Source organism: Pseudomonas sp. GD03858, from assembly GCF_029840925.1.
Classification (GTDB): domain Bacteria; phylum Pseudomonadota; class Gammaproteobacteria; order Pseudomonadales; family Pseudomonadaceae; genus Aquipseudomonas.
Genome location: NZ_JAOCDM010000034.1, coordinates 18,752 through 45,416 on the forward strand (window position 1 = coordinate 18,752; position 26,665 = coordinate 45,416).

Genomic DNA, 26,665 nt, shown 5'->3' on the forward strand with positions numbered 1-26,665 from the left:
CGCTCCCACGAAGGACCACGCATCCCTCGTGGGAGCGGGCTTGCCCCGCGATGGGGCGCCGCCGCTTCAGTCCTATAAAAATCAGAAAAAGGAAAATATCGTGGCCGCCGATATCCAAGACAGCCGCTCCGCCCGCTTTGCCCTGCGCTGCTCCAACTGGGCCGAACGCTGGTTCCCCGACTCCTGGGTGTTCGCAGCCCTGGCCGTCATGCTGGTGGCGCTCGGCGCCCTGGTCATGGGCGGCAAGCCGACCGACACCGCCAAGGCCTTTGGCGACGGTTTCTGGAGCCTCATTCCATTCACCATGCAGATGGCCTTCGTGGTCATCGGCGGCTATGTGGTCGCTAGCTCGCCACCCGCCGCGCGCCTGATCGACCGCCTGGCGCGGCTGCCGAAGAACGGCCGCTCGGCGGTGTGCTGGGTGGCGCTGATCTCGATGCTCGCATCCTTGCTCAACTGGGGCCTGTCGCTGGTGTTCGGTGGCTTGCTGGTGCGCGCCCTGGCACGACGCACCGATCTGAAAATGGACTATCGCGCCGCCGGTGCCGCGGCCTACCTGGGCCTTGGCGCGGTCTGGGCGCTGGGCCTGTCATCCTCGGCCGCGCAGCTGCAGGCCAACCCGGCCAGTCTGCCGCCGTCGATCCTGTCGATCACCGGGGTGATTCCGTTCACCGAAACCATCTTCCTCTGGCAGTCCGGGGTGATGCTCGCCGCGCTGGTGATCGTTTCGCTGATCGTCGCCTATGCCACCGCGCCCGGGCCGAACAGCGCCCGCAGCGCCCAGGACTGTGGCGTCGACCCGAGCTTCAGCGCGCCGCCGTCGCCACAGCGCACGCGCCCGGGCGAATGGCTGGAGTACAGCCCGATCCTGATCCTGCTGCTGGTGGCCCTGGCCGCTGGCTGGCTGTACCAGGAGTTCGCCACCAAGCCCGCGATCACCGCGATCTCCGGGCTGAACACCTACAACCTGCTGTTCATCATGCTCGGCGCCTTGCTGCACTGGCGTCCGCGCAGCTTCCTCGACGCCGTGGCCCGCGCCGTGCCGACCACCACCGGGGTGCTGATCCAGTTCCCGCTGTACGGCTCGATCGCCGCCATCCTCACTCAGGTCAAGGGCGTTGATGGCGAGACCCTGGCTCACCACATCTCGCTGTTCTTCACCCAGATCGCCACCCATGACACCTACGCGCTGCTGATGGGCGTGTACTCGGCGGTGCTCGGCTTCTTCATCCCGTCGGGCGGCGGCAAGTGGATCATCGAGGCGCCGTACGTGATGCTGGTGGCCAACGACCTGCAGTACCACCTGGGTTGGGCGGTGCAGATCTACAATGCCGCCGAGGCGCTGCCGAACCTGATCAACCCGTTCTACATGCTGCCGCTGCTGGGCGTGCTGGGCCTGAAGGCGCGCGACCTGATTGGCTTCTCGTTCGTGCAGTTGCTGGTGCATGTGCCCTTGGTGCTGGTGTTGCTGTGGGCGCTGGGGACGACCTTGCAGTACGTGCCGCCTGTGATGCCGTAACCCTATAGGCCCTTTCGCTAGCTGGTGAGTGAAAGGGCCTTATCCTGCGCGAAGCCCCCCTTTCTTTACGTTTCGATGATAAATCGATAATGAATCTCAAACGAGATTCGTTTTCATGTGAATGCCGCCTGCCGGCAGTCAATGGACTTCATCAAAACGAACAAGGAGAAAGGCAGCGATGTTCGCGCCCATCAGCCGTTCCATGACCCTCACCCTGGGCCTGTGCGCCACCGTGGCCAGCTCGTTATCCCTGGCCGAGCAGACCGAGCCCAGGCCTGAAGACGAGGTGCTGGAACTCGGCTCCACTGAAATCTTCGCCCTGGGTCTGGGCAGCACCACGGAACACACCGGTTCCTACACCACCGGCAGCATGAGCGCGGCGACGCGCCTGAACCTGTCGATCAAGGACACCCCGCAGTCGGTGTCGGTGGTGACCCGCCAGCAACTCGACGACTTCCAGCTCGGCACGCTTTCCGAGGCGATGGGCCGGGTCACCGGGGTCACCGTGCAGCGCAACGACTCCGAACGACCGGCGTACTACTCCCGTGGCTATGCGATCAACAACTTCCAGGTCGACGGGATGCTCAACACCTTCGCCGGGCTCAAGTCCGATTCCGACACCATCATCTACGACCGCATCGAAGTGGTGCGCGGTGCCACCGGCCTGACCACCGGGGCAGGGGATCCGTCCGGCACCATCGCCATGGTGCGCAAACGCCCGACCGGGCAGCTGGCGGTGCAGAGCGGCGTGAGTGCCGGCAGCCACGACGACTACCACAGCTATGTCGATGTCGGCGGGCCGCTGGGCTGGGACGGCCGCCTGCGTGGGCGCACGGTGCTGGCCTATCGCGACAGCAAGTCGTTCATGGACCGCTACGCCAGCCAGCGTGAGGTGGCCTACGGCATTCTCGAGGCGGACCTGAGTGACAGCACCCTGCTGTCGGTGGGTTATGACTACCAGAACAAGCATGTGCAGGGGGCGTCCTGGGGCACGGTGCCGTACTGGAACGCCGACGGCGGCAAGGCCAACCTGCCGCGCTCGACCAACCTGGCCGCGCCCTGGTCGTCCTGGCCGCTCAAGGACCAGACGCTGTTCGTCACCCTGGATCAGGACCTGGGCAACGACTGGTTGCTCAAGGCGGCCGTTACCCATCGCTGGAGCGACAGCGACGGCAAGGTCTACTACGGCGGCTCCGGCTTCCCCGAGGCCGACCGCAGCGGCATGAGCGCCTGGTACAGCCATTTTTCCGGCGAAGAGCGGATGACCGCGGTCGATCTGAACCTGGCCGGCCCTTATCAGTTGCTCGGCCGTCGTCACGATTTCATGATCGGCTATGGCGAGTCCGAGCGGCGCAACGAGTCACCTTACCTGCTCGGTCCAGTGGTGCCCGCCGACTACCGCAAGATCCCGGACTGGAAATACCTGAGCTCGATCGCCAAGTTCCACGATCCCTCCACCGGACGCGACGGCTCGCGTGACGATATCCGGCAGAAGGCCGGTTACATCGCTACGCGCCTGAATGCGACCGACCGCCTGCACTTCGTGCTGGGCAGCCGCTACGGCAGCTGGGAGACCAAGAGCCGCCAGTGGAGCTATGACGAGAACCTGGTGTCCACGGGCGTTTCGACCAGCTCCCAGACCCACAACGACCAGTGGACACCCTATGCCGGCGTGCTCTACGACCTCACCGAGCAGTACACCGTGTATGCGAGCTACACCGACATCTTCCAGCCTCAGGATGCGCGCGACGTCAATCGCAAGTACCTGGAACCGGTGGTCGGCAAGGTCTACGAGATCGGCCTGAAGGGCAGCCTGTTCGACGACCGTGCCAACCTGAGCACCGCGGTGTACCGCAGCAAGCAGGACAACGTGCCGGAGATCGATGACTCGGTGCCGTTGGGCCCCAATGGCGAGCAGTACTACAAGTCGGGTGGCAAGGGCGTGGTGGTCGAGGGCTTCGAGGCCGAGCTGGCCGGCGAGGTGATGACGGACTGGCAGATGAGCCTGGGGTACAGCTACAACCACGCCATTCGCGGCGACAAGACGCGCATGAACACCGAACAGCCGCTGAACCTGGTGCGCTTCTCCACCACCTACAAGTTGCAGCCGAAGCTGACCGTCGGCGGCACCCTCGACTGGCAGAGCGACACCTATGGCAAGGGCCAACGTCCGGTGGGCCGCGACACCGACGGCAACATCGTCACCGCCCCCGGGCGCATGACCCAGGATGCCTTCGCCGTGGTCGGGCTGATGGGGCGCTACCAGTTCGACGAGCACCTGTCGGCGTCGCTGAACGTGAAGAACCTGTTCGACCAGCACTACTTCAACAATGTCGGCTTCTACAACGGGGTGTACATGGGGCAGCCGCGCACGTTGATGGTGAGCCTGGACTGGAAACTGTAAGGCAGTGCTCCCGCAGGAACGGCACATGACTTGAGGTCAGTGCGTATCCTGTGGGAGCGGTGCATGGCTTGAGGTCGGCGCCATCGCTGTGGGAGCGGCGTTAGCCGCGAACACCGGCAAAGCCGGTGCCAGCATCAGGGTGGCTGCTTCGCGGGCTCAGCTACCGCAACGCATCGATCAGCGCCTTGAGCTTCACCCGGCCTGGCGCGTCCAGGCCGAACACCGGTCGCCGGGGTTCACCCACCGGCAATCCGGTCATGTCCAGGCCGGCCTTGATGGTGGCAGGCAACCCCCCCTTGAGAATGAAGTCCAGCAACGGCAACTGGCGGTAGAACAGCGTCCTGGCCTGTTCCAGCTCGCCCGCCAGCACCGCCTGGTACAGCTGCTGGTTCAATCCGGGGATCAGGTTGGCCGCCGCCGTGCACCAGCCCTTGGCGCCGGCGACGAAGGCTTCCAGTGCCAGCGGGTTGCAACCGTTGTAGAACGGCACCTGGCCCTCACCGAGCAGTTGCAGCTTGTGCATGCGCTGGATGTCGCCGGTGCTCTCCTTGACCATGGTCACGTTGTCCACCTCGCGCACGATGCGCAGGATCAGCTCCACCGGCATGTCGGTGCCGCTGGTGGCGGGGTTGTTGTAGAGCATGATCGGGATATCGATGGCGGCGCCGATGGCGCGGTAGTGCTGGAGGATCTCGGCTTCGCCGAGCTTCCAGTAGGCAGCGGGCAGCACCATCACCGCATCGGCGCCATGCGCCTGGGCGAAGCGGGCGCGGCGCACGGCGCCGGCCGTGGTCAGGTCGGAAACGCTGACGATGCTCGGCACGCGCTTGCCGATGCGCTCGAGGCTGTACTGGGCGACCTGCCGCCATTCGCCGTCGCTCAGATAAGCACCTTCGCCGGTGCTGCCCAGCGGGGCGATGGCCTGGACCTGGCCATCGATCAGACGATCGATGGACTGGCCAAGGGCGGGCAGGTCGAGCTGTTCGCCGTCCTGGCTGAACGGGGTGATGGTGTAGCCGATGATGCCGTGGAATTCAGTGGTCATGGTTATAGGCTCCGCAAGCAAGGCATTCAGGGTTCAGTTCAGGCAGTCGGCGTGGGCGCGCAGAGCCTGCCGGGCGAAGTAGTTGAACGCGGCGCCGTGGCGCTTGGGTCGGTCGATCCAGTCGTGGGCGTCACGGCCTAGCTCCGGGGCGATCGGCTTGATGCTGCCGGCGGCCATGGCAAGCAATTGCAGGCGCGCGGCGCGCTCGATCAATTGGGCATACACGCAGGCCTGTTCGATGCTGGTGCCGGTGGACAGTTGGCCATGGTGCGACAGCAGGATGGCGCGCTTGTCGCCCAGGGCGGCGCTGATGATCTCGCCTTCCTCGTTGCCCACCGGCACCCCTGGCCAGGCTTCGAGGAATGCGCAGTCTTCGTACAACGGGCACAGGTCCATGTGCGAGACCACCAGCGGTACTTCCAGCATCGACAACGCCGCGACATGGGTGGGGTGGGTGTGGATGATGCAATTGACGTCGGGGCGGGCGCGGTATACCCAGCTGTGGAAGCGGTTGGCCGGGTTGGGCATGCCTTCGCCCTCCAGCACCTCGAGGTCTTCGTTGACCAGCAGCAGGTTGCTGGCGCTGATCTCGTCGAAGCCCAGGCCCAGTTGCTGGGTGTAGAAGGTGCCAGGCTGCGGGCCGCGGGCACTGATCTGCCCGGCAAGGCCCGAATCGTGGCCGTGGTCGAAGAGAATTCGGCAGGTCAGGGCCAGCTTTTCGCGCACAGTCCACGTATTATCCGCGAGCGAGCCTTGCATCTGCGTCAGCGCCTTTTGCACCAACTGGTCTTTGCCGAGTGTCAGGGTAGTGGCCATGGGCTCAGTCCTCTGTGACGTGATGATGGGTGTCATGGCTGGCCCGCCCCGCTGCTTGGACGGTGGAGGGGCGGTCAAGCAAATGACACAAATAATCCTATATGACACAAAGTGTCATAAGCAAGTGTGTTTGTTCGGGAAACCTGCGTCACATGTCTATCCGACTGAAACTGTTGAGAAAGAAACTGGGCATCACCCTTGAGCAGCTGGCCGAGAAGTCCGGCATGACCAAGAGCTACCTGTCCAAGGTCGAGCGTGGCCTGAACACGCCGTCCATCGCTGCCGCGCTCAAGCTGGCGCGGGCGCTGAACGTCAACGTCGAGGAGCTGTTCGACGGCGCGCATGCCGACCAGGCGCGCTACAGCCTGGTGCGTCGCGGCGAGCGCCAGGCACTGGTGGGCGGCGGCGACGGGCCGGGCTACGCGGTGCTGACCTCTCAGGTCGGCCAGCGCAGCCTGTTGCCGTTCCTGATCCAGCCGCCGACCGAGTTCAGCGACCCGACGTTCAAGGAGCACGAAGGCGAGGAGTTTCTGTTCGTTCACGAAGGCCAGGTGGAAGTGGACTTCATGAGCGAACGGGTGCTTCTGGAGGCCGGCGATGCCCTGCATTTCAACGCCCAGACTCCACACCGCCTGCGTTCTGTGGGCGAGCGCCAGGCACAGTTGCTGGTGGTGGTGCAGGGTGGCGAAGGGTGAGGGCAGGGCGATGATCGAGGTTTCGCGGTTCTGGCGCGATCCGGCGTTGCCCTTCGTCGAGGCCCGGCGCGTGGGCGACGGACGCCAGGTGCGCTACGCCGCCCATTCCCATGAGAGCTTTTCCATCGGTGTGATCACCGGTGGGCGCAGCACCTACTTCACCGGGGACGCCCGCCATGAAGTGGCGGCGGGGACCACGGTGTTGATGAGGCCGGGGGGCGTGCACAGCTGCAACCCGATCGACGGGCAGAGCTGGTCGTACCTGATGCTGTACGTCGACATGCCCTGGTTGCATGCGCGTGGCGTTGCCGTGCCTGACGCGACCCTGAGCACTTGCGCGTCCTTGTATGGGCGCCTGCTGGCGGTGTTCGCCTGCCTGTTCGACGCCCAGGTCACGGCACTCGACAAACAGGCGTGCCTGGCAGCCTTCTTCGAGGCGCTGCCCGCGCACCTGGAGCCAATGGCAAAAACCGACGTGGTGGCGCACGCGCGCCTGGACATGGCGGCGGCGTTCATCCGCGCGCATCGCCTCGATCCGCTGACACTGGACGACATCTGCGCCGCGAGCGGGCTGTCGCAGGCCTACCTGACGCGCGCGTTCGGCAAGCGCTTCGGCCTGACGCCACATAGCTACCTGCTCGACCAGCGGGTTCAGCATGCCCGCGCGCAGTTGCGTCAGGGGCGACCGATCGCCGAGGTGGCGCTCGAGTCAGGGTTCGCCGACCAGGCGCACCTGCAGCGGGCGTTCAAGCGGCACCTGGCGGCAACTCCGGGGCATTACCGCAGCGCTTTGCCAATGTCACGCCCATGACCCGGCCGAGCATTCTTCCGCTCGCCGAGAACTACCGCCATGGCGAGCACATCGCCCCCCATTGCCATGACCGGGCGCAGTTGATTCACGCCATCAGCGGCGTGGTCACGGTCAATGCCCGCGAGGGCAGCTGGGTGGTGCCGCCGGGGCGTGGCGTCTGGGTGCCGGCGGCGACCGAGCACGAGCTGCGCATGGCCGGCGTGGTGCGCATGCGTACCCTGTTCGTCGACCCCGGCGCGCGCCCGGACCTGCCGCTGCAGTGCCAGGTGATCGAGATTTCGCCGCTGCTGCGCGAGCTGATCATCCGCGCCATGGACATCGCCCCCGATCACCCGCCCGAGGGGCGCGAGGCGCGGATCATGCAACTGATCCTCGATGAAATCCGTGTCTTGCCGGTGTTCGCCCTGCATGTCCCCAGCCCGCATTCGGCGCACCTTCAGCGCCTGTGCGAGGCCCTGCGCCAGGCGCCGGCCGAGGACTGGAGCCTGGCCCGCGCGGCGGCCCGCAGTGGCTTGAACCCTCGCACCCTGACCCGCGCGTTCCAGCGCGAGACCGGCTTGAGCCTGGTGCAGTGGCTGCGGCGCATGCGCCTGTTGGCCAGTCTCGATGCCCTGGCCGCGGGGCAGTCGGTGCTGGAGGTGGCACTGGATCTGGGCTACGACAGCCCCAGTGCGTTCAGCGCGATGTTCCGGCGCACGCTTGGGGTCTCGCCGTCGGTGTATTTCGGCAGGGTGGTCGAGCGCTGGTAGGTGCGCGAGATGGGGGGCGCGTCCGTGCGCCGGCCGGGGTCAGAAGCTGTACTTGGCGGTGAGCATGAAGTTGCGCGGATCGCCGAAGGTGTCGCCGCCATAGTCCACCGAATCGGAGATCGACGAGTAGTAGTGCTTGTCGAACACGTTGTTGGCGTTCAGTTGCAGGTCCAGGTGCTGGTTGACCTGGTAGCCGGCCATCAGGTCGGTGACGGCATAGGCCCCCTGGACCAGGCGATAGTTGCCGTCACTCAGGGCGATGTCGTTGTACATGCGGCTCTGCCAGGTAACGCCGCCGCCGACCCGCAGTTTTTCCAGCGGACCCTGGAAGCGGTAGGTGGTGAACAGCTTGAACTGGTGTTCGGGCGTATCGGAGTTGAGCGGCTTGTTGACACTGGCCGGGTTCTTCTCGTCCTTGACCGTGTGGACCCGGGCATAGGTGTAGCCGGCGCCGATCTGCCACTGTTCGCTCAGCGCGCCCTGCAGCTCGAAGTCGATGCCCTGGCTGCGCACTTCGCCGGAGGCGGCGTAGCAGGTCATCTGCGGGCAGTTCGCCACGCCCACCTCGACCTGGCGGTTTTCCTGGTCGATGCGGAACACGGCCAGGCTGGCATTGAGCGCACCGTCGAAGTACTCGCCCTTGATGCCGACCTCGTAGTTCTTGCCGACGATCGGAGTGACCGGCTTGCCGGAGGTATCTCGGCCGCTCTGCGGGGTGAAGATGTCGGTGTAGCTGGCGTAGACCGAGTGGTGCTCGTCCAGTTCGTAGATCAGGCCACCGTAGCGGGTGACCTTGCGAGTCACCTTGTAGTCACCAGCGTCGTTGTCGCGCTGGTCGTAGTCGTACCAGTCCAGTCGCCCGCCGAGGATCAGCTTGAGCGGGTCGGCCAGGCTCAGGCGGGTGGTGGCGTAGACGCCATCCTGGTCGATGACGTAGCGGTTGTTGCCGGTGTGCAGGAAGTTCGGCTTGCCGCCGTCGAGCGGGTAGTCGGTGTCGTAGGGGCTGTAATTGTGCTCGTTCATGTCGTAGAGGCGCTTGCTGGCGCCGAGCACCAGTTCGTGGGTACGGCCGAAGGCCTCGAACGGGCCACTGGCGAAGGTATCCAGCCCCAGCTGGTTTTCGTCGTAGGTCGCCTGGTACACCGTGCGGCTCAAGGTCTTGGCGGCATTCCAGCGCGACTGGTAGGAGCCGCGGAACAGCGCGTTCTGCTCGCTGTAGGTGGCGTTGACCTGCAGTTTCCAGTCGTTGGCCAGGCGCTGGCGCAGTTCGGCGAACAGGGTGTTGATTTCCTGGTCCTTGGACTCCCAGTCGGTGGCCGGGTTGTACGAGCGCGACACGTCCAGCCGATGGCCATTGATGTCGGTGGGAATCGCGCCCCAGAAGAAATTGGTCTTGTCCTTCTGGTGGGAGAAGCCGAGGGTAAGGGTGGTGTCCTCGCCCAGGTCGGCCTCGGTGATGGCGTAGAACAGGCCATGGTCTTCTTCCTGGCCATCGCGGAAGCTGTTGGCATCGCGGTACGACGTTACCACCCGGCCGCGCAGGGTGCCGCTGTCGTTGAGCGGGCTGGAGGCGTCGAGCTCGCCGCGGTAGTTGTCCCAGCTGCCGGCGGCACCGGTGAGGGTGACCTTCTGCTCGGCCAGTGGTCGCTTGCGTACCAGGTTGATCGCCGCCGACGGCGTGCCGGCGCCGGTCACCAGGCCGGTGGAGCCGCGCACCACTTCGACCCGGTCGAACATCGCCAGGTTCGGCTGGGCACCGACCACCCAGCCGGTGTACGCGCTGGGGATGCCGTCGTACATGATGTTGTCGACGTCGAAGCCACGGGCGGTGTAGGACTGCCGGCCTGGCCCGCTGGACTGGTTGAGGAACAGGCCGGGGGTGTACCTGGCCACGTCGTTGATGCTGGTCATGCCCTGATCGTCCATGCGCTGGCGGGTGATCACGGTTACCGCCTGCGGCGTTTCGCGCATGCTCAAGGGCAGTTTGGTGGCGGTCGACATGGTGCCGGTGGTGTAGGACTGCGAGCCTTCGGTGGTGCTGCCCAGGCTGCTGTCGTTGATGGCCGTGGCTCCCAGTTCGAGCACCGCCGGGGCCTCGCTCGGCGAGGGTTCGGCGGCCACGACGGGGGCGAGGGGAGCCATGCAGATGGCCATTGCCAAGAGGTTTTTCCGGGGCGTGAAGCGGCGGCGCGCAGCGAGCGGTGACATGCCTGACTTATCCTTGTTGCTAGCGTTTATGAGAATAATTAGCAATAAGATTGTCAGAAATATCGAGTCATAAAAAGCCCAATCGGATATCTATTTGACGCAATTCTCACAAAATCAATCCGATAGGGTGTCCTTGCTTCGGCTGTGACGGCAAATTAGCGGACGTAGGCAAGGTGGCCTGAGTGAAAGCAAGAAAAATCGCTGCAGCGATGCCCGAGCAATTCAGTCGGCTAAGCTTGATCCCGCAGGCGCACGGAATGTCGAATACGGGAGAGCACATGAACATCAAGAACAAGCCTAGATGGGCGGTGGCGGCCCTCACCCTGGCCCTGGGGCTGCACGCCCATGCCGCGGACAGCAAGCGCGTCGATGTGTTGCTGGTGGGGGGCGGCATCATGAGTTCCACGCTGGCGGTCTGGCTCAACGAGCTGGAGCCGGGCTGGTCGATGGAAATGGTCGAGCGCCTGGACAAGGTGGCCGAGGAGAGTTCCAACGGCTGGAACAACGCGGGCACCGGCCACTCGGCGTTGGCCGAGCTCAACTACACGCCGGAGAAGGACGGCAAGATCGACATCAGCAAGGCGGTGGAGATCAACGAGTCGTTCCAGATCACTCGCCAGTTCCTCGCCTGGCAGGTCAGGCAGGGCGTGCTGAAGGATCCGCGCTCGTTCATCAACACGACACCGCACATGAGCTTTGTCTGGGGCGACGACAATATCCGCTTCCTCAGGAAACGCTACGAAGCGCTGCAGGCCAGCCCGCTGTTCAAGCCCATGCAGTACTCCGAGGACCACGCGCAGATCGCCAAGTGGGTGCCGCTGATGATGGAAGGGCGTGACCCCAACCAGAAGCTCGCGGTTACCTGGACGCCGATTGGCACCGACGTCAACTTCGGCGAGATTACCCGTCAGTACGTGGGCTACCTGCAGACGCGGCCCAACTTCGACCTCAAGTTGTCCAGTGAAGTGCAGAACATCACCCGCAACGACGACGGCAGCTGGCACGTCGAGTACAAGAGCCTCAAGGATGGCAGCACGTCCGCCACCGATGCCAAGTTCCTGTTCATCGGTGCAGGCGGTGCCGCGCTGCCGTTGCTGCAGAAGTCCGGCATCGACGAGGCCAAGGACTATGCCGGTTTCCCGGTGGGCGGTTCGTTCCTGGTCACCGACAACCCGGCCATCGCCCGGCGCCACATGGCCAAGGCGTATGGCATCGCCGCCACCGGCGCGCCGCCGATGTCGGTGCCGCACCTGGATACCAGGGTGCTCGATGGCAAGCGCATGATCCTGTTCGGGCCTTTCGCGACGTTCTCCACCAAGTTCCTCAAGGAAGGTTCGCTGCTCGACCTGTTCGCCAGCATGTCGCTGCACAACACCTGGCCCATGGTGCGGGTGGGTGTGCGCGAGTTCGACCTGGTGCAGTACCTGATCGGCCAGTTGATGCAGTCCGACGACGACCGTTTCGCGGCGCTGCAGACGTACTTCCCTGAGGCGAAGAAGGAAGACTGGCGCCTGTGGCAGGCCGGGCAGCGGGTGCAGATCATCAAGAAGGACGACAACCTGGGCGGCGTGCTGAAGCTGGGCACCGAGGTGGTGACCTCCAAGGACGGCAGCATCGCCGGTTTGCTGGGCGCGTCGCCAGGCGCTTCGACCGCGCCGCCGATCATGCTCGACCTGTTGAACAAGGTGTTCAAGGACAAGGTGGCCACGCCCGAGTGGCAGGCGAAGATCAAGCAGATCATTCCGTCCTATGGCATTCGCCTGAACGAGCATCCGGACAAGGTCCAGGAAGAGTGGGCTTACACCAGCGAGATCCTGCAACTGGCAACGCCCAGCGAGGTCGCCGCCCCCTGAACGGTCCGCTCCCACAGGATGGACTGCCCCCAAGAAGTCGGACCCCAATCCAACCTTTTGAGGGCAGTCCAGGTCCCTGCTGAATCAATAAGTTGCATGAGGTTCCAAGAGGGCGGGCTGGTCCGCCTCGATGAAGTTCACATGCGCTCGATCAGCGCCCACAGGCGCGGATCGTCATAGTCCTCGATCACCAGTCCTGCTCCTGCCTCCCGCAATCGCTGCGGCGGCTGCGTGGTCGCCAGCCCCACGGTGAAGATCCCGGCGTCCACGGCCGCCTTGACGCCCGGTAGCGAGTCTTCGAAGGCCAGTGCCTGCTCGGCGCGAGCGCCCAGGCGTTGCAGGCCGGTGAGGTAGGGCAGTGGGTCGGGCTTGGGGCGTTCCAGCTCGTCGGCGACCAGCACATGCGCGAAGCGCTTGCCCAGGCCCATGGCCGCGAGCATGTGCTCGGCGTTCAGGCGCGGCGCATTGGTCACCACGCACATGCCGATGGCATGACGCTCGGCGTGGGCCAGCAGGCGGAGCAGGCCAGGCAAGGGCGACAGGGTCGGGGACAGCTGGCGAAACAGCGCTTCCTTTTGTTCGGCCAGGGCCTGGCGCTGCGCCGCGTCGGCCTTGGGGAACAGATCGGCGAACAGCAAGCCGTTGGAGCGACCACTGACCTGCGTGTCGAACTGCGCCTGGGTCAGTTCGCGGCCATCGTGTTCGCGCAGCAGCTGGCGAAAGGCTTGCAGGTGCAGGGTATCGGTATCGGTGAGCGTTCCATCGAGGTCGAACAGCAAGGCGGTCAGCATCGGGCATCCTGGCGTCATTGGAGCAGAGTGACGGATTTTTTCATCAGGGGAGGCTTTGCACAATCGCTGTTTCCCAGTGTTCACGAAATAGAACGCTGTGAGGCGTCGAATCGACCTGCCGTGCAAGGCGTAGTCAGCTACTGTTTTCCCCAGCGGTTTGCACGCACTCATGTGGATGAACGGAGGCCATCCTGGATGACTACCCGTCACGCGCACAGGTACCTGTTGCTTGCTCCCTTGGGCATTGGCCTGGTTCTGGCTTCGCCCGCGCACGCCGACAACGCGCAGGGGCAGCAGGACAACATCTTCACCGGGGTCAACGAGCGACAGGCCGTCGAACTGCGGATCCCGCCCGGCTTGATCGAAGGTTCGCGCCTGGATGCCCTGGTGCGCAACTATTACTTCCAGCGCGACAACCATTCCGACCTGGTGAGTCGTGACCCGACCGAATGGGCCCAGGGCTTTCTCTTTTCGTTCCGCTCCGGGTTTACCGATACGCCGATCGGGATGGGCGTGGATGCCCATGCCTTTCTCGGGCTCAGGCTCGATGGCGGCGGCGGCAGTGGTGGCGCGGGCCTGTTGCCGCTGGACTCCGCGCTCAGGCCCGATGACGACTTTGCCAGTGCCGGCGCCGCGCTCAAGTTCAGGTACCGCGATACCCTGGTGAAGGCCGGCGACCAGTTGCTCGAGAACCCGATCGTGGCCAGCGGCACCAGCCGTCTGTTTCCGCAGGCCTATCGCGGCGTGACGCTGAAGAACCACGGCATCGACGACCTGTGGCTGGACGCCGGATTCGTGGAATCGACTCGCCTGCGCAACCAGAGCGGCCATTCCCACCTGGTCACGGCCTATGGCGCGCGCAACCACGCAGGCCTGGCCGCGGACCGCGAAAGTCCCCATATCGCTTGGCTGGGTGCTGTCTACGGACGACCGCAAGGGCTGCAACTGACGGTCTACGGCGGCCAGCTCGAGGACATGTGGAACCAGTACTACCTGGGGTTCTCCGAAGCCTTTCAAATCGGTGACGCGCTGCTGCTCAAGCCTTATGTGCACTATTACAAGACCCGCGACCAGGGCCGCAGCCAACTGGGTAACATCGACAACGACACCTACAGCGCCGGCATCAGCGCCACGGCCCATGGCCAGACCCTTACCCTGGGGCTGCAGAAGGTCGATGGCAGGACGCCTTTCGACTACATCACGCAGAACGATCGGATCTTCCTCTACCTGAGCAACTCCCAGCAGTTCGCCGACTTCAACGGCCCTGGCGAGAAGTCCTGGCGTTTGCAGTACGAGACGAACCTGGCCGCGCTGGGGCTGCCCTCGTTGCAGTTCACCGCCGGCTACACGCGGGGCGAGGCGGACCTGACCCGCGTCGACCCCAGCAGCATCGGCTATGGCTACATCTACAACCCCGATGGCAAGCATGCCAAGCACTGGGAGCGCGACCTCGCCCTCAAGTATCAGGTCCCGACGGGGCCGGCGAAGGACCTGTCGCTGACCCTGCGCTGGGCGACCCACCGCGAGGGCGATGGCTATACCGCGCCAGGCAATACCCGCGGCAACTCCAGCGCGGACGAGTACCGTCTGATCGTCGACTATCCGCTCAGCCTGTTCTGAGGGCTGGGCGCCTGTCAGCCGCCCAGCCGTTCGTGCTTGAGCACATTGCGCGTGGTGGTCTCGTAATGCTCGGTGAGCAGTGCGCAGGCTTGATCCACATCTCGGGCCAGAGCCGCTTCCAGCAACGCGCGGTGCTCGCCTGGCACATCGCGGTCGAGGCCGCCGGCATAGAGCAGCGACAGTTGCCGGTAGCGCGCGGTCTGGTCCCGCAGCATCCCGCAAAAGCGCATCAGCCAGTGCGAGTCGCAGGCCGACAACAGCGCCGCATGGAACACCTCATGGGCCTGTTCCCAATCCGGGCGCAGCATCCTCTCAGGGCCTTCCACCACCGGCAGGCGGTCCAGCCGATGGTGAGCGGCGATCAGTCGGCTTTCCCATTCCAGGTCGCCTTGGGTGATCGACAGCCGAAGTGCCTGGCACTCGATCAGCAGCCGGGTACGGGTGATGTCGCGGATTTCGTCGGCGGAGATGCGACCGACACTGAAGCCTTTCTGTTCGGTGGCGACCACGAAGCCGGTGGCGGCCAAGCGTGACAGCGCCTCGCGCAGCGGGATCACTCCGGCATCGTAGGACTCGGCGAGCTCCTTCAGGCGCAGCTTGCTGCCGGGCAGCAGGCGCCCATTGATGATGTCCTGACGGACCCGGGTCTCGAGCAGGGAGGCCATGGTGCGCTTGTCGGCGCCGGTGGCGCTCTGCGTCCAGGGTTCTGCTTGGTTCATGGCGGTATCCCTTGGGTGTGGCATGGGGAAATCATACACAGGCGAGGACTTTGTAGAAATTCCAAATAAAATATATTTTTTTGTTGACGATATATTTATTCGGGCTTAGCTTTGCCTCATGCCGTCCAGCCGGGCGGTGGCCGAACAACACAAGAAGAGGTCACGATCCATGCGTTATCTGTCTTTCAATCATCAAGGCCTCGCCGTGCTGGGTGTGCGTACCCCGGAAGGCGTCAGGGTGCTGGGCGAGGAAACCCTGGAGTCGCTGCTGGCGCGTGGCGTCGATCTGGCCACCCATGGCCAAGCTGCTCGTGGCCCGGTGGTGCAGGTCGGCGAGCAGGACTACCTGCCGTTGCTGCGCAAGCCGGGCAAGATCGTTTGCGTGGGCCTGAACTATGCCGACCACACCAAGGAGTCGCCGTACGCGCAGCCGGACTACCCGACCCTGTTCCCACGTTTCGCCAGCAGCCTGACCGCCCACAACAAGCCACTGGTACGCCCGCGGGTTTCCGACACGCTGGACTACGAAGGCGAGATGGCGGTGGTGCTCAAGCGCGGTGGCCGGCATATCCCCAAGGACAAGGCCCTGGAGTGCGTGGCCGGCTATGCGCTGTTCAACGAAGGCTCCGTGCGCGACTACCAGTTCAAGTCGCCGCAGTGGACCGTGGGCAAGAACTTCGATGACACCGGTGCCTTCGGTCCCGACCTGGTCACCGCTGACGAATTGCCCGCCGGTGGCAAGGGCCTGCTGCTGCAGACACGGGTAAACGGCAAGGTGGTGCAGTCGGCCAATACCCAAGACATGTTGTTCGACGTGGCCACCATCATTTCCACCCTCAGCGAAGCCGTGACCCTGGAAGCCGGCGACGTGATCGTCAGTGGCACGCCGGCCGGCGTCGGGTTCGGCATGAATCCCAAGGTCTACCTCAAGGCCGGCGATGTGGTGCAAGTGTCCATCGAGGGCATCGGCACGCTGGTCAACCCGGTCGTCGACGAGGCCTGAGCGGTTACCGCGACAATCGAGCAGGGAAGCCTCTTGCGCAGGCTTCGACAACAACAAGACGAGGGACCCGATCATGAACATCACGACCCGTGGCGTGCATTCGATCGATCACTACGCGTTGCATGTGCCTTCGCTGGCGCAGGCACGGCATTTTTTCGAGCACTTCGGGCTGGATGTACGTGAGCTCGACGGGCAGCTGGACATTCACGCCGCTGACGGCCATCGCTGGGTTCGCCTGTTGCCGGGCCTTGGCAAATCGCTGGCCTGGATCACCTTCAACTGTTTTGATGCCGACCTGGCGGCCTTGCGCGAGCAGGTCGCGCGCAGCGGCGTCACCGTCGAACAAGGCGACGGTCATGGCTTCTGGTTTCGCGACCCCGACGGCAACCTGCTGCAGATCAAGGCCGGGCCCAAGACCATGCCGGACCAGCGTCCGGCTCCCGTTCACCACGAGCGTGGCCTGCGTGGCGTGGGCAGCCGGGACACGGTGCGTCAGGTGCGGCCACGGCGCTTGTCCCATGTGCTGTTCTTTTCCCCGGATGTTTCGCGGGCCGTGCGTTTCTACGAGCGAGCGCTCGGCCTGAAACTCTCTGATCGCTCCCAGGATCTGATCGCCTTCACCCACGCCCCGCATGGTTGCGACCACCACCTGGTGGCGTTCGCCCACAGCAGTGCCAAGGGTTTCCACCATGCGGCCTGGGAGGTGTCGAGCATCGATGAAGTAGGCAACGGTGCGCAGCAGATGGCCGCCGCCGGGTATGTCGAAGGATGGGGGACCGGCCGGCATTGCCTGGGCTCCAACTACTTCCACTACGTGCGCGATCCCTGGGGATCGTTCAACGAGTACTCCACTGAAATGGACTTCATCGAGGCTGGCAGCCAATGGCCGGCAGGTGACTTCCCGGCGCAGAGTTCGCTGTACCTCTGGGGCCCCGCGGTGCCCGACTACTTCATCCAGAACACCGAGTCGGGTGGCTGACGACTCGCCCGCAACACCCTGACGCCCCTTTTCATGCGCTTTGGCCAACGGCTTCGGACCGTTGGCGCGGGGTCGGCTTGCCCGCCGATCCCAGGGCAAGCGCTGGGCATTCCGATTCCAAGAACAAGAGTGCGGAGTACAACCATGAAATTGCCAAACACCTCCGAAGTCATCGAGGTTCCTGTGTTGATCGTCGGAGGTGGTCCGTCTGGCCTCACGGCTTCGCTGTTGCTGTCGCGCTACGGCATTGGCAACCTGCTGATCAACAAGTACCGCTGGACCGCCAACAGCCCGCGGGCGCACATCACCAACCAGCGCACCATGGAGGTTTTTCGTGATGCGGGCGTCGAGCCTCAGGTGGTCGCCGCCGCCAGCCCTCACGAGCTGATGGCCAATAACGTCTGGGCCACCAGCTTCAGCGGGCAGGAGCTGGGGCGTCTGCTGACCTGGGGCAATGCCATCGAGCGCAAGTCCGACTATGAGCTGGCCAGCCCATCGGCCATGTGCAACATCCCCCAGCACCTGATGGAACCGATCCTGGCCAATGAGGCGCTGCGCGCTGGCAGCGAGATGCGTTTCAACAACGAACTGCTCGACTTTACCCAGGATGCCGATGGCGTCACCGCGCGGGTGCTCGATCGCGGGACCGGGCGCGAATTCACCGTGCGCGCGCAATACATGATCGGTGCCGATGGCGCTCGCAGCCGAGTGATGGAGGTGCTGGGCATCCCGTTGCAGGGCGAGACGGGCCTGGGCTGCGCGGTCAACGCCTGGCTGCGGGCTGACCTGCGGCGGTACTGCGAGAGTCGCCCGGGCGTCTTGTACTGGATGGTGCAGCCAGGCAACGACTACTGGGTAGGCAGCGGGACTTTCATCTGCGTGCGCCCGTGGGACGAGTGGGTGATGCTGTACATGTACGACCCGGCACAGGGGGAGCCGGACTTGAGCGAGGCTGCGGTGATCGAGCGCGCCCGGCGGGTGATCGGCGATGCCGATATCCCGGTGGAGGTCTTGGCCACCAGCAAATGGCAGATCAACCATGTCGTCGCCGATCGCTACGCTGAAGGCCGGGTGTTCTGTTGTGGCGATGCCGTGCACCGGCACCCACCGGCCAACGGGCTGGGCACCAATACCTCGGTGCAGGATGCCTACAACCTCGCCTGGAAGCTGGCCATGACGCTCAAGGGCGAGGCAGGCCCGGGGCTGCTCGACAGCTACAGCCAGGAGCGCCAGCCGGTGGGGCGCCAAGTGGTGGACCGAGCCATGGCCAGCGTGTGCAACATGCTGCCGATCGCCAATGCCTTGGGCTTCAAGCCCGGCCAGAGCGAGGCTGACGGCTGGGCGAGCCTGAATGAATTGAAGGTCGACAGCCCGACGGGGCGCGAGCGTCGGGCCGCCCTGGAGCAGGCCATCCAGTTGCAGCATTACCAGTTCAGTTGCCACGGCGTGGAGCTGGGCCAGCGCTACGCCAATTGTGCCGTGCTGGGCGACGGCAGCGAGGCGCCGGCGTACACCCGTGACCCGGAGCTGTATTACCAGCCCACCACCTGGCCGGGCGCGCACCTGCCTCATGCCTGGCTGCATGATGACACTGGCCGAACCCGGTCGACGCTGGATATCTGCGGCCACGGGCGCATGACCCTGCTTACCGGCTATGGCGGCGAGGCCTGGTGCCGTGCCGCCGAGTCGGTCGCGCGGGAGTTGGGCATCGACCTGGCGGTGCGCCGCATTGGCCTGGGGCTGGAGTACACCGACAGCTACGGCGACTGGGCGCGCCTGCGCTGGGTCGGCGAGGACGGCTGCGTGCTGGTGCGTCCCGACCAGCATGTCGCCTGGCGTGCGCAAAGTGCATCGGCCACCGCCGAGGCGGATCTGTTGCAAGCGTTGCGGGCTGTGCTGGCCCGCCACTGAGTCTGTTCCTGTTCCATGAGCCCCTCCCGTCTGGCCGGCAACGGCCAGGCTCGCGAGCGTGTGTCCCCCACGAAGGGTATCCCGGGACGGGGCTCGCCACTTTGCTGAAAACAATAACAAGAGGCAGCCATGTCGAAGAAAGTACTGCTCTGCGCGAGCGCCAGCCTGTTCGCGCTGGTAACCCTGAGTGCAAGGGCCGAGGTGGAGGAAAAGGGGGAGGGCGCGTTGGCGCGCTGGCTGCTTGGCCCGGAACTGGAACGTGACCATGGCATCCGGATTTCCGGCCTGCTGGACATCGGCTACGCGCGCAACAACCGCTCCAGCCATGACGAGCGCGAAGACGGCTTGAGCAACCTGCCGCTGACCGGCTTTTCCGACGAGGGCTTCGAACTGGCCTCCGTGCACCTGTTCGCCGACAAGGCGCTGGTGGCCAACGTGGTGCCGAGGGTCACACCGTTACCTGGGCCCAAGCCCGAGGACGTGTCCTTTGGCTTCAGCGTGGAAACCTTGCATGGGCGCAATGCCCAGTTCGCCCGCACCTTTGGCTGGGACATGCACTGGCCGGCCAACTCACCCGGTGATGACGACCCCGAGCGGGCCAGGCGCGACAAGGAACGATTCCTCGCCACGCCCAACCTGTTCGCGTCGCTGTACCTGCCCTACGGCCCAGGCGTGAGCCTGATCGCCGGAATCTTCGGCCCGGCCCTGGGCTACGAGATCCCGCCGAACATCCGCGAGGCGCGCAACCCGTTCGCCAGCAAGACCTATGCATTCGTCTCCGAGCCCAGCACCGTGGCTGGCGTATTGGCCAGCACCCGGTTGTTCAACGGCGACAGTGGCATCCTCGGCGCGGAGCTGGGGGGCGTGCAGGGGCGCAACAACCTGCGTGACAACAACGGCGGCAAGTCGATGCTGGGCGCCGTGCGCTGGCGTACGGCGGACATGCAGACCTGGGTCGACTACGAGTTCATGGTCGGCAACGAGGAGAACCATGATCTGGACGACGTGCAGGCGCCCAGCGCGCGCCTGGTGTCCGCTGACGGGCAACTGCGCCAGCAGCACTCGCTCAACGCCTGGCATGCCTTCGACACGCGCTGGTCCATGGGCGGTGAGCTGGTCCATGGCCGCCAGTCGGGCGACGGCAAGGCCGGTACCGTCGATATCGTCACCGGGCCTGGTTTCGCTGGCGCGTCCTGGTGGGGGGTGAACGGTGTCGTCACCTACCAGTACCGCAAGGACTTGGCGTTCTCCGCCCGTGGCGAACATTTCCGCGACCGTGACGCTTTCGTGCTGTTCCCCACCACCAGCGGCCGCGGCGATTTCAATGCCGTGACGGTCGGCTTTCGTTGGGATGTCACACGCCATGTCAGCATCCGGCCCGAACTGCGTTACGACTGGTTCGAGCCGGTCGAGCACGACCGTGTCTATGGCAATGGCCGCGACCGGACCCAGTTGAGTGGCCTGGTCGAAGCCCTGGTCTATTTCTGAGCCGACAACCCAATCTTTTCAGTCGATGTCCCTTTCATCCATGCCCATGGCGACAGAGGGGCACTTGTCCTGGATCTTCTGGGCTGGGGCGCGCAGGTTTTCGGTACTGACAGGTGTAGCTCTTGTGTTGTCGCGACGAAGGGGGCTGTTCAGTGTGCTTCGAAAAGAGTACAAATGTACTCCATGGACACTCTATCCCCCAAACGCCGCGCCATTCTCGATTTCATTCGCGAGCGCATCACCGATCAGGGCCAGCCACCGTCGCTGGCCGACATCGCCGAGCGCTTCGGTTTCGCTTCGCGCAGCGTGGCGCGCAAGCACATCACCGCCCTGTGCCAGGCCGGCTTCATCGACGTCACGCCCAACCAGGCGCGTGGCATCCGCCTGGCCGAGCCGTTGCGCCGGCCGGAAATACTCGAAGTGCCAGTGCTCGGCCAGGTCGCCGCCGGCGCCCCGATCGGCCCCGACCTGGATATCCACGAGCAGTTGCTGCTCGATCCCAGCCTGTTCCGGCGCACGCCCGACTACCTGCTCAAGGTGCGCGGCGACTCGATGATCGACGACGGTATCTTCGATGGCGACCTGGTCGGCATCCGCCAGCAGGGCGAGGCCCGTGACGGTCAGATCGTCGTCGCCCGGCTCGATGGCGAGGTGACCATCAAGCGCCTGCAGCGCACCGCTGACGGCTATCGCCTGTTGCCGCGCAACCCCGCCTATGCCCCCATCGACGTGAGCTCCGCGCGCGAGTTCTTCATCGAGGGCGTGTTCTGCGGCCTGCTGAGGCGTGACTGATGGGCGCGGTGGTGGCGCTCGAGCGCCTGCTCGACCAGCGCCAGGTCTGGCGCGGGCGGCAGGTACAGGCACGCCCGTCGGGGCTGCAGCCCAGCGGCCATGCGGCGCTCGATGCCTGCCTGCCGGATGGCGGCTGGCCGGTGGCGGCGCTGAGCGAGCTGCTGCTGGCCAGCCCTGGCTGTGGCGAGCTGCAACTGCTCTGGCCCACGCTGGCCCGGCTGACCGGGGCGGGCGAACGGGTGGTGCTGGTGGCGCCGCCCTTCGTTCCCTATGCGCCGGCCTGGCAGGCCGCGGGGGTCGACCTGCGCTGGCTGGTGCAGGTCGACGCTGACGCTCAGGATGCCTTGTGGGCGACCGAGCAGTGCCTGCGTTCGGGCAGCTGCGCGGCGGTGCTGTGTTGGCCGCAGCGCGCGGATGACCGAGCGCTGCGTCGTTTGCAGGTGGCCGCGGAAACCGGCGCGGCCCTGGCGTTCGCCTGCCGCCCACAGCAGGCCGCGCTGAATCCGTCACCCGCCGCCCTGCGCATCGCCCTCGACAGCCGCCCGGCGCAATGGCGCGTGCTCAAGTGCCGTGGCGGCCTGCCGCCCGTCACGCCCATCGCCTGGCGAGGGTGATGCGCCATGCTCTGGGCTTGCATCCTGTTGCCACAGCTGGCGCTGGACACCGTGCTGCGCGAGCGTGACGACCCTGACACGCCGCTGGCGCTGATCGGCGGGCCGGCCCCGCGTCGCGTGCTTCAGGCGGTCAACGATGCCGCCGGCGCGCTGGGCCTGCGCGCCGGGCAGACCTTGACCGCTGCCCGCGCCCTGGCCGACGGGTTCACGTGCGTCGAAGTCGACCCGGCGCGCATCGAGCAACTGCAACAACTGCTCGCCGCCTGGGCCTATCGCTTCAGCGCCCAGGTCAGCCTGCACTACCCCCGTGCCTTGTTGCTGGAGGTCGGCTCGAGCCTGCAACTGTTCGGGTCCTGGCCGTTGCTCGAGGCTCGCCTGCGCCAGGAACTGGCGGAACTGGGGCTGCGCCAGCGCATCGTCCTGGCCAGCAACCCGGTGGCGGCGCGCGTGCTTGCCAATGGCTACGACGGCCTGGCCCTGACCTGCCCGGATGCGACCCGCAGCACGCTGCTGAGCCTGCCTGTCGAACGTGCCGGCTTGCCGGCGGAGGCGGTCGAGGCCTTTGCCCGCATGGGCCTGCGCCAGCTGGGACAGGTGCTGGCCTTGCCACGCGAGGCGCTGGCCAGGCGTTTCAGTGCCCAGGTGCAACTGCATCTGGACCAGTTGCTTGGCCTGCGCACGCTGGGGCTGGACTTCTACCAGCCGCCCGATCGCTTCGAGGCTCGGCTCGAATTGAACTTCGATGTCGAGTCGCACCAGGCGTTGCTGTTTCCCTTGCGGCGCCTGGTCAACGACCTGGCGGCCTTCCTCGCCGGGCGTGACTGCGGGGTGCAGCGTTTCGTGCTGCACCTGGAGCACGCCGACGGCAAGGACACGCTGCTGCAGGTTGGCCTGCTGGCGGCCGAGCGCGACGCCACGCTGCTGTTCGAGCTGGCGCGTGGGCGCCTGGAGCCACTGCGCATCCCGGCGCCGGTGCGCAACTTGCGGTTGGTCGCCGCCGATCTGCCACCTTTCGTGCCTCAGCGCCAGACGTTGTTCGATCCGCGCCGGCAACAGGCCCAGCCTTGGGAGCAACTGCGCGAGCGCTTGCGCGCCCGGCTCGGCGATGAGGCGGTCAAGGGCGTGCGGGCCGAGTCGGACCATCGCCCCGAATGCGCCTGGCAAGGGGCCGAGCAAGGTGCGGCGGGGCGGCTGGTGATGGCGCCCGGCAGTCGCCCCGGGTGGTTGCTGCCCGAGCCCCAGCCCCTGTCCGAGGCCGGTCTGCAATTGCTGGGGCCGGCCGAGCGTATCGAGTCCGGGTGGTGGGACGGTGGTGATGTGCGGCGCGATTATTACCGCATCGAAACCCACAATGGCCTGCGCGGCTGGGCCTTCCGAGACCTGGCCGCTCCCGGGCCGCTGTGGCTGCAAGGCTGGTTCGCATGAACCACCAGGGTTACGCGGAGCTGCACTGCCTGTCGAACTTCAGCTTCCAGCGCGGAGCCTCCAGTGCCGATGAGCTGTTCCGCCGTGCCCGAGAGCAGGGCTACCAGGCGCTGGCGATCACCGACGAATGCACCCTGGCGGGCATCGTCCGCGCCTGGCAGGCGGCCAAGACGCACCAGGTGCGACTGATCATCGGTAGCGAGGTCCGGGTCCATCAGGGGCCGAAGCTGATCCTGCTGGTGCAGGATCTCACCGGCTACCAGAACCTGTGCGCGCTGATCACCCACGCCCGACGGCGGGCGCCGAAGGGACAGTACCGATTGCTGGTCGAAGACCTCCAGGCCCATCACCAGGGCTTGCTGGCGCTGTGGGTGGCAGAGCCGGACGAGCATGTCATCGAGCGATTGCGGGCGACCTTCGGCGAGCGGCTGTGGCTGGCGGCGCATCTGCACCGGGGGGCCGACGACGTCGCGCGCCTCGCCGGCCTGCAGGCGCTGGGCCGGCGCCTGGCGATTCCCCTGGTGGCGTGTGGCGATGTGCACATGCATGCGCGCGGGCGCCGTGCGTTGCAGGACTGCATGACCGCCATCCGCGAGCGCTGCACGGTGGCCGAGGCCGGGCCGTTCCTGTTCGCCAACGGCGAGCGCCACCTGAGGTCGCTGGAGCAGCTGCGCGAGCTGTATCCCGAAGCGTTGCTGACAACTACCCTGGCGATCGCCGAACGCTGCACGTTCGACCTTGCCGAATTGAAGTACCAGTATCCGCGCGAGCTGGTGCCCGAGGGCCACACGCCGGCCAGCTGGCTGCGTACCCTGTGCGAGCGCGGCCTGCCCGAGCGCTGGCCCCAGGGGGCCGGCGACAAGGTTCGCGCGGTGCTGGACAAGGAGCTGGCACTGATCGAGGAACTGGGCTACGAAAGCTACTTCCTCACGGTCCACGATATCGTCGCTTTCGCCCGTGGCCAGCGCATCCTCTGCCAAGGTCGGGGCTCGGCGGCCAACTCGGTGGTGTGCTTCGTGCTCGGCATCACCGAACTCGATCCCATGACGCACCGCCTGCTGTTCGAGCGCTTCCTGTCCCGGGAGCGCAATGAGCCACCGGATATCGACGTGGACTTCGAGCACGACCGTCGCGAAGAGGTGATCCAGTACGTGTTTCGCCGCTATGGCCGGCACCGCGCCGCGCTGACCGCGGTGGTCAGCAGCTACCACGCCGCGGGCGCGGTACGCGACGTGGCGCGGGTGCTCGGCTTGCCGGCCGACCAGGTGGACGCCCTGGCCAAGTGTTGCGGGCGCTGGAACGACCGCGTTCCTGACGCCGGGCGGCTGGCCGAGGCCGGTTTCGACGCGCAGAGTCCGTCGCTGCGGCGCATCCTGGTGCTGGCGGAGCAGTTGATAGGCTTCCCTCGACACCTGTCGCAGCATCCGGGTGGTTTCGTCATTTCCGAGCAGCCCCTGGATCAGCTGGTACCGGTCGAGAACGCCGCAATGGCCGAACGCACGGTGATCCAGTGGGACAAGGACGACCTGGACATGGTCGGCCTGCTCAAGGTCGATGTGCTCGCGCTGGGCATGCTCAGCGCGCTGCGCCGCTGCTTCGACCTGATCGCCCGGCACCGGGGCCGGCACTACAGCCTGGCGACCCTGCCCAAGGAGGATGCGGCCACCTACGCCATGATCGGTCGCGCCGAGACCATGGGCGTGTTCCAGATCGAGTCGCGGGCGCAGATGGCCATGTTGCCCAGGCTCAAGCCCGTCGAGTTCTATGACCTGGTGATCGAGGTGGCCATCGTGCGTCCCGGGCCGATTCAGGGCGACATGGTTCATCCGTTTCTGCGCCGCAGGCTCAAGCAGGAGCCGGTCACCTATCCTTCGGAGAAATTGCAGGAGGTCTTCCAGCGCACCTTGGGCGTCCCCCTGTTTCAGGAGCAGGTGATGGAGCTGGCGATGGTCGCCGCCGACTACAGTCCGGGCGAGGCCGACCAGCTGCGCCGCAGCATGGCCGCCTGGAAGCGTCATGGTGGTCTGGAGCCGCATCGCCAGCGGCTGATCGACGGCATGCTGCGCAACGGCTATGAGCGGGCTTTCGCTGAACGTATCTTCGAGCAGATCAAGGGCTTTGGCAGTTACGGTTTTCCTGAGTCCCATGCCGCCAGTTTCGCCTTGCTGTGCTATGCCAGCAGTTGGTTGAAGTGCCACGAGCCGGCCATTTTCACCTGCGCCCTGGTCAACAGCTGGCCGATGGGCTTCTACAGTCCCGATCAGTTGTTGCAGGAAGCTCGTCGCCAAGGCGTCGAGGTGCGCCCCGTGGATGTGTTCCATAGCGAGTGGGACTGCACGTTGGAGCCCGTGGGCGAGGGCGCGCTGGCCATTCGCCTGGGCTTGCGCCAGATTCGGGGCTTCAGCGAAGGGGATGCCGAGCGGTTGCGCCAAGCCAGGACCGAGCGAACGTGGCGCGATGTCGAAGACCTGTGCCTGCGGGCTGGGCTCGATGCCCGTGCCCGCGCCCGCCTGGCCGATGCCGGGGCGTTGCGCGGGCTGGCCGGTAACCGGCACCAGGCCCGTTGGCAAGTGGCGGCGGTGCAAGCGCAGTTGCCGCTGTTCGCCCAGGTCGAGCCGCAGCCCGAGCAGGCGGTCGAGTTGCCGGCACCGAGCGTGGGTGAGGATCTGCTCGCTGACTATGTCTCGCTCGGCACCACCCTTGGCCCGCATCCATTGCGGTTGCTGCGTTCGCGTTTGCGCGCACTGGGTTGTCGCAGCTCGCGGGAGCTGACGGATGTCGAGCATGGCGACAACATCGCGGTGGCCGGGATCGTGGTCGGCCGGCAGCGGCCCGGGACGGCCAGCGGGGTGACGTTCGTCACCCTCGAGGACGAGCACGGCATGGTCAACGTGGTGGTCTGGCGGGATCTGGCCGAGCGCCAGCGGCGGGCACTGGTGGGGTCGCGACTGCTGAAGGTGAGCGGGCGGCTGGAACAGGAAAGCGGGGTGCGACACCTGATTGCGCGGCGATTGGAAGATCTCAGCCCGTTGTTGCAGGGGCTGGATGTGCGCAGTCGGGATTTTCACTAGGGTGCGGCGCTGGTTGCCGGCAAGTCTCCACGGTGTGACGGCTATTGACCGTATGAGGGCCGCCAGGTGCTTGCCGCGACCTTTGCAGCGCCTGTGAGATCGAGCGCCGCCCGCGCGGCGCATCGCGACGCAAGGCCGCTCCTACATTTGTT

Annotated in this window: 20 protein-coding genes; 15 read left to right on the forward strand and 5 right to left on the reverse strand. The window is 65.6% G+C overall.

What is annotated here, in order from left to right:
• The first annotated feature begins 100 nt into the window (after nucleotides 1–100).
• Nucleotides 101–1,519 (forward strand): TIGR00366 family protein, encoded by a 1,419-nt coding sequence (locus tag N5D48_RS11640; RefSeq protein WP_279884250.1) that lies wholly within the window; start codon nucleotides 101–103, stop codon nucleotides 1,517–1,519.
• Between the two features lie 178 nt (nucleotides 1,520–1,697).
• The gene (locus tag N5D48_RS11645) at nucleotides 1,698–3,923 is read left to right on the forward strand and encodes a TonB-dependent siderophore receptor (RefSeq protein WP_279884252.1); all 2,226 of its coding nucleotides are present in this window, start codon (nucleotides 1,698–1,700) and stop codon (nucleotides 3,921–3,923) included.
• A gap of 160 nt (nucleotides 3,924–4,083) precedes the next feature.
• On the opposite strand, the gene N5D48_RS11650 is transcribed toward N5D48_RS11645, so the two are convergent.
• Both N5D48_RS11650 and N5D48_RS11655 read right to left on the reverse strand, forming a co-directional pair.
• Complete coding sequence (locus tag N5D48_RS11650) at nucleotides 4,084–4,968, reverse strand: dihydrodipicolinate synthase family protein (protein ID WP_279884254.1); 885 nt, start codon at nucleotides 4,966–4,968, stop codon at nucleotides 4,084–4,086.
• A 33-nt stretch (nucleotides 4,969–5,001) separates the two neighbouring features.
• Nucleotides 5,002–5,784 carry an aldolase gene (locus N5D48_RS11655; RefSeq protein ID WP_279884256.1) on the reverse strand — a complete coding sequence of 261 codons (783 nt, stop codon included), beginning with the start codon at nucleotides 5,782–5,784 and terminating at the stop codon, nucleotides 5,002–5,004.
• Between the two features lie 152 nt (nucleotides 5,785–5,936).
• On the opposite strand from N5D48_RS11655, the gene N5D48_RS11660 reads away from it, so the two are divergent.
• The 3 genes from N5D48_RS11660 to N5D48_RS11670 are packed head-to-tail and all read left to right on the forward strand — an operon-like array spanning nucleotide 5,937 to nucleotide 8,039.
• Nucleotides 5,937–6,479, forward strand: a complete 543-nt coding sequence (locus N5D48_RS11660; RefSeq protein WP_279884257.1) for an XRE family transcriptional regulator — start codon at nucleotides 5,937–5,939, stop codon at nucleotides 6,477–6,479.
• Between the two features lie 10 nt (nucleotides 6,480–6,489).
• Entirely contained in the window at nucleotides 6,490–7,290 is an 801-nt protein-coding gene (locus N5D48_RS11665) for an AraC family transcriptional regulator (protein WP_279884259.1), read from the forward strand.
• Nucleotides 7,287–8,039, forward strand: a complete 753-nt coding sequence (locus N5D48_RS11670) for a helix-turn-helix transcriptional regulator (RefSeq protein ID WP_279884261.1) — start codon at nucleotides 7,287–7,289, stop codon at nucleotides 8,037–8,039. The genes N5D48_RS11665 and N5D48_RS11670 overlap by 4 nt, the downstream gene beginning before the upstream one ends.
• A gap of 39 nt (nucleotides 8,040–8,078) precedes the next feature.
• Here N5D48_RS11670 and N5D48_RS11675 read toward each other — a convergent pair whose 3' ends face one another.
• Nucleotides 8,079–10,247, reverse strand: coding sequence for a TonB-dependent siderophore receptor (locus N5D48_RS11675; RefSeq protein ID WP_279884263.1), 2,169 nt, complete (start codon nucleotides 10,245–10,247; stop codon nucleotides 8,079–8,081).
• Nucleotides 10,248–10,525: 278 nt separating this feature from the next.
• Between N5D48_RS11675 and mqo the strand changes: the two genes are divergently transcribed.
• Nucleotides 10,526–12,100, forward strand: a complete 1,575-nt coding sequence (gene mqo / locus N5D48_RS11680) for a malate dehydrogenase (quinone) (RefSeq protein ID WP_279884265.1) — start codon at nucleotides 10,526–10,528, stop codon at nucleotides 12,098–12,100.
• Nucleotides 12,101–12,237: 137 nt separating this feature from the next.
• Here mqo and N5D48_RS11685 read toward each other — a convergent pair whose 3' ends face one another.
• The gene (locus tag N5D48_RS11685) at nucleotides 12,238–12,891 is read right to left on the reverse strand and encodes an HAD-IA family hydrolase (RefSeq protein WP_279884267.1); all 654 of its coding nucleotides are present in this window, start codon (nucleotides 12,889–12,891) and stop codon (nucleotides 12,238–12,240) included.
• Between the two features lie 195 nt (nucleotides 12,892–13,086).
• Between N5D48_RS11685 and N5D48_RS11690 the strand changes: the two genes are divergently transcribed.
• On the forward strand, nucleotides 13,087–14,511 hold the full coding sequence (locus N5D48_RS11690; protein WP_279884269.1) for an OprD family outer membrane porin: 1,425 nt from the start codon (nucleotides 13,087–13,089) through the stop codon (nucleotides 14,509–14,511).
• A gap of 14 nt (nucleotides 14,512–14,525) precedes the next feature.
• On the opposite strand, the gene N5D48_RS11695 is transcribed toward N5D48_RS11690, so the two are convergent.
• Nucleotides 14,526–15,230, reverse strand: coding sequence for an FCD domain-containing protein (locus N5D48_RS11695; protein ID WP_279884271.1), 705 nt, complete (start codon nucleotides 15,228–15,230; stop codon nucleotides 14,526–14,528).
• Nucleotides 15,231–15,399: 169 nt separating this feature from the next.
• Between N5D48_RS11695 and N5D48_RS11700 the strand changes: the two genes are divergently transcribed.
• The 8 genes from N5D48_RS11700 to N5D48_RS11735 all read left to right on the forward strand — a co-directional run bounded on the left by N5D48_RS11700 (nucleotide 15,400) and on the right by N5D48_RS11735 (nucleotide 26,513).
• Entirely contained in the window at nucleotides 15,400–16,233 is an 834-nt protein-coding gene (locus N5D48_RS11700; RefSeq protein WP_279884272.1) for a fumarylacetoacetate hydrolase family protein, read from the forward strand.
• A gap of 73 nt (nucleotides 16,234–16,306) precedes the next feature.
• The gene (locus N5D48_RS11705) at nucleotides 16,307–17,212 is read left to right on the forward strand and encodes a VOC family protein (RefSeq protein WP_279884274.1); all 906 of its coding nucleotides are present in this window, start codon (nucleotides 16,307–16,309) and stop codon (nucleotides 17,210–17,212) included.
• 144 nt (nucleotides 17,213–17,356) lie between these two features.
• Nucleotides 17,357–19,123: an FAD-dependent monooxygenase gene (locus N5D48_RS11710; RefSeq protein ID WP_279884276.1), complete on the forward strand. Its 1,767-nt coding sequence runs from the start codon at nucleotides 17,357–17,359 to the stop codon at nucleotides 19,121–19,123.
• A gap of 129 nt (nucleotides 19,124–19,252) precedes the next feature.
• Nucleotides 19,253–20,611, forward strand: coding sequence for an outer membrane beta-barrel protein (locus N5D48_RS11715; RefSeq protein WP_279884278.1), 1,359 nt, complete (start codon nucleotides 19,253–19,255; stop codon nucleotides 20,609–20,611).
• A 174-nt stretch (nucleotides 20,612–20,785) separates the two neighbouring features.
• On the forward strand, nucleotides 20,786–21,403 hold the full coding sequence (gene lexA / locus N5D48_RS11720; protein ID WP_279884280.1) for a transcriptional repressor LexA: 618 nt from the start codon (nucleotides 20,786–20,788) through the stop codon (nucleotides 21,401–21,403).
• A complete protein-coding gene (gene imuA / locus N5D48_RS11725; RefSeq protein WP_279884282.1) occupies nucleotides 21,403–22,017 on the forward strand; it encodes a translesion DNA synthesis-associated protein ImuA in 615 nt (204 codons plus the stop codon). Before lexA ends, imuA begins: the two co-directional genes overlap by 1 nt.
• 6 nt (nucleotides 22,018–22,023) lie before the next feature.
• Nucleotides 22,024–23,442, forward strand: coding sequence for a DNA polymerase Y family protein (locus N5D48_RS11730; protein WP_279884284.1), 1,419 nt, complete (start codon nucleotides 22,024–22,026; stop codon nucleotides 23,440–23,442).
• Nucleotides 23,439–26,513, forward strand: coding sequence for an error-prone DNA polymerase (locus tag N5D48_RS11735; RefSeq protein ID WP_279884286.1), 3,075 nt, complete (start codon nucleotides 23,439–23,441; stop codon nucleotides 26,511–26,513). The genes N5D48_RS11730 and N5D48_RS11735 overlap by 4 nt, the downstream gene beginning before the upstream one ends.
• Nucleotides 26,514–26,665: the final 152 nt, after the last annotated feature.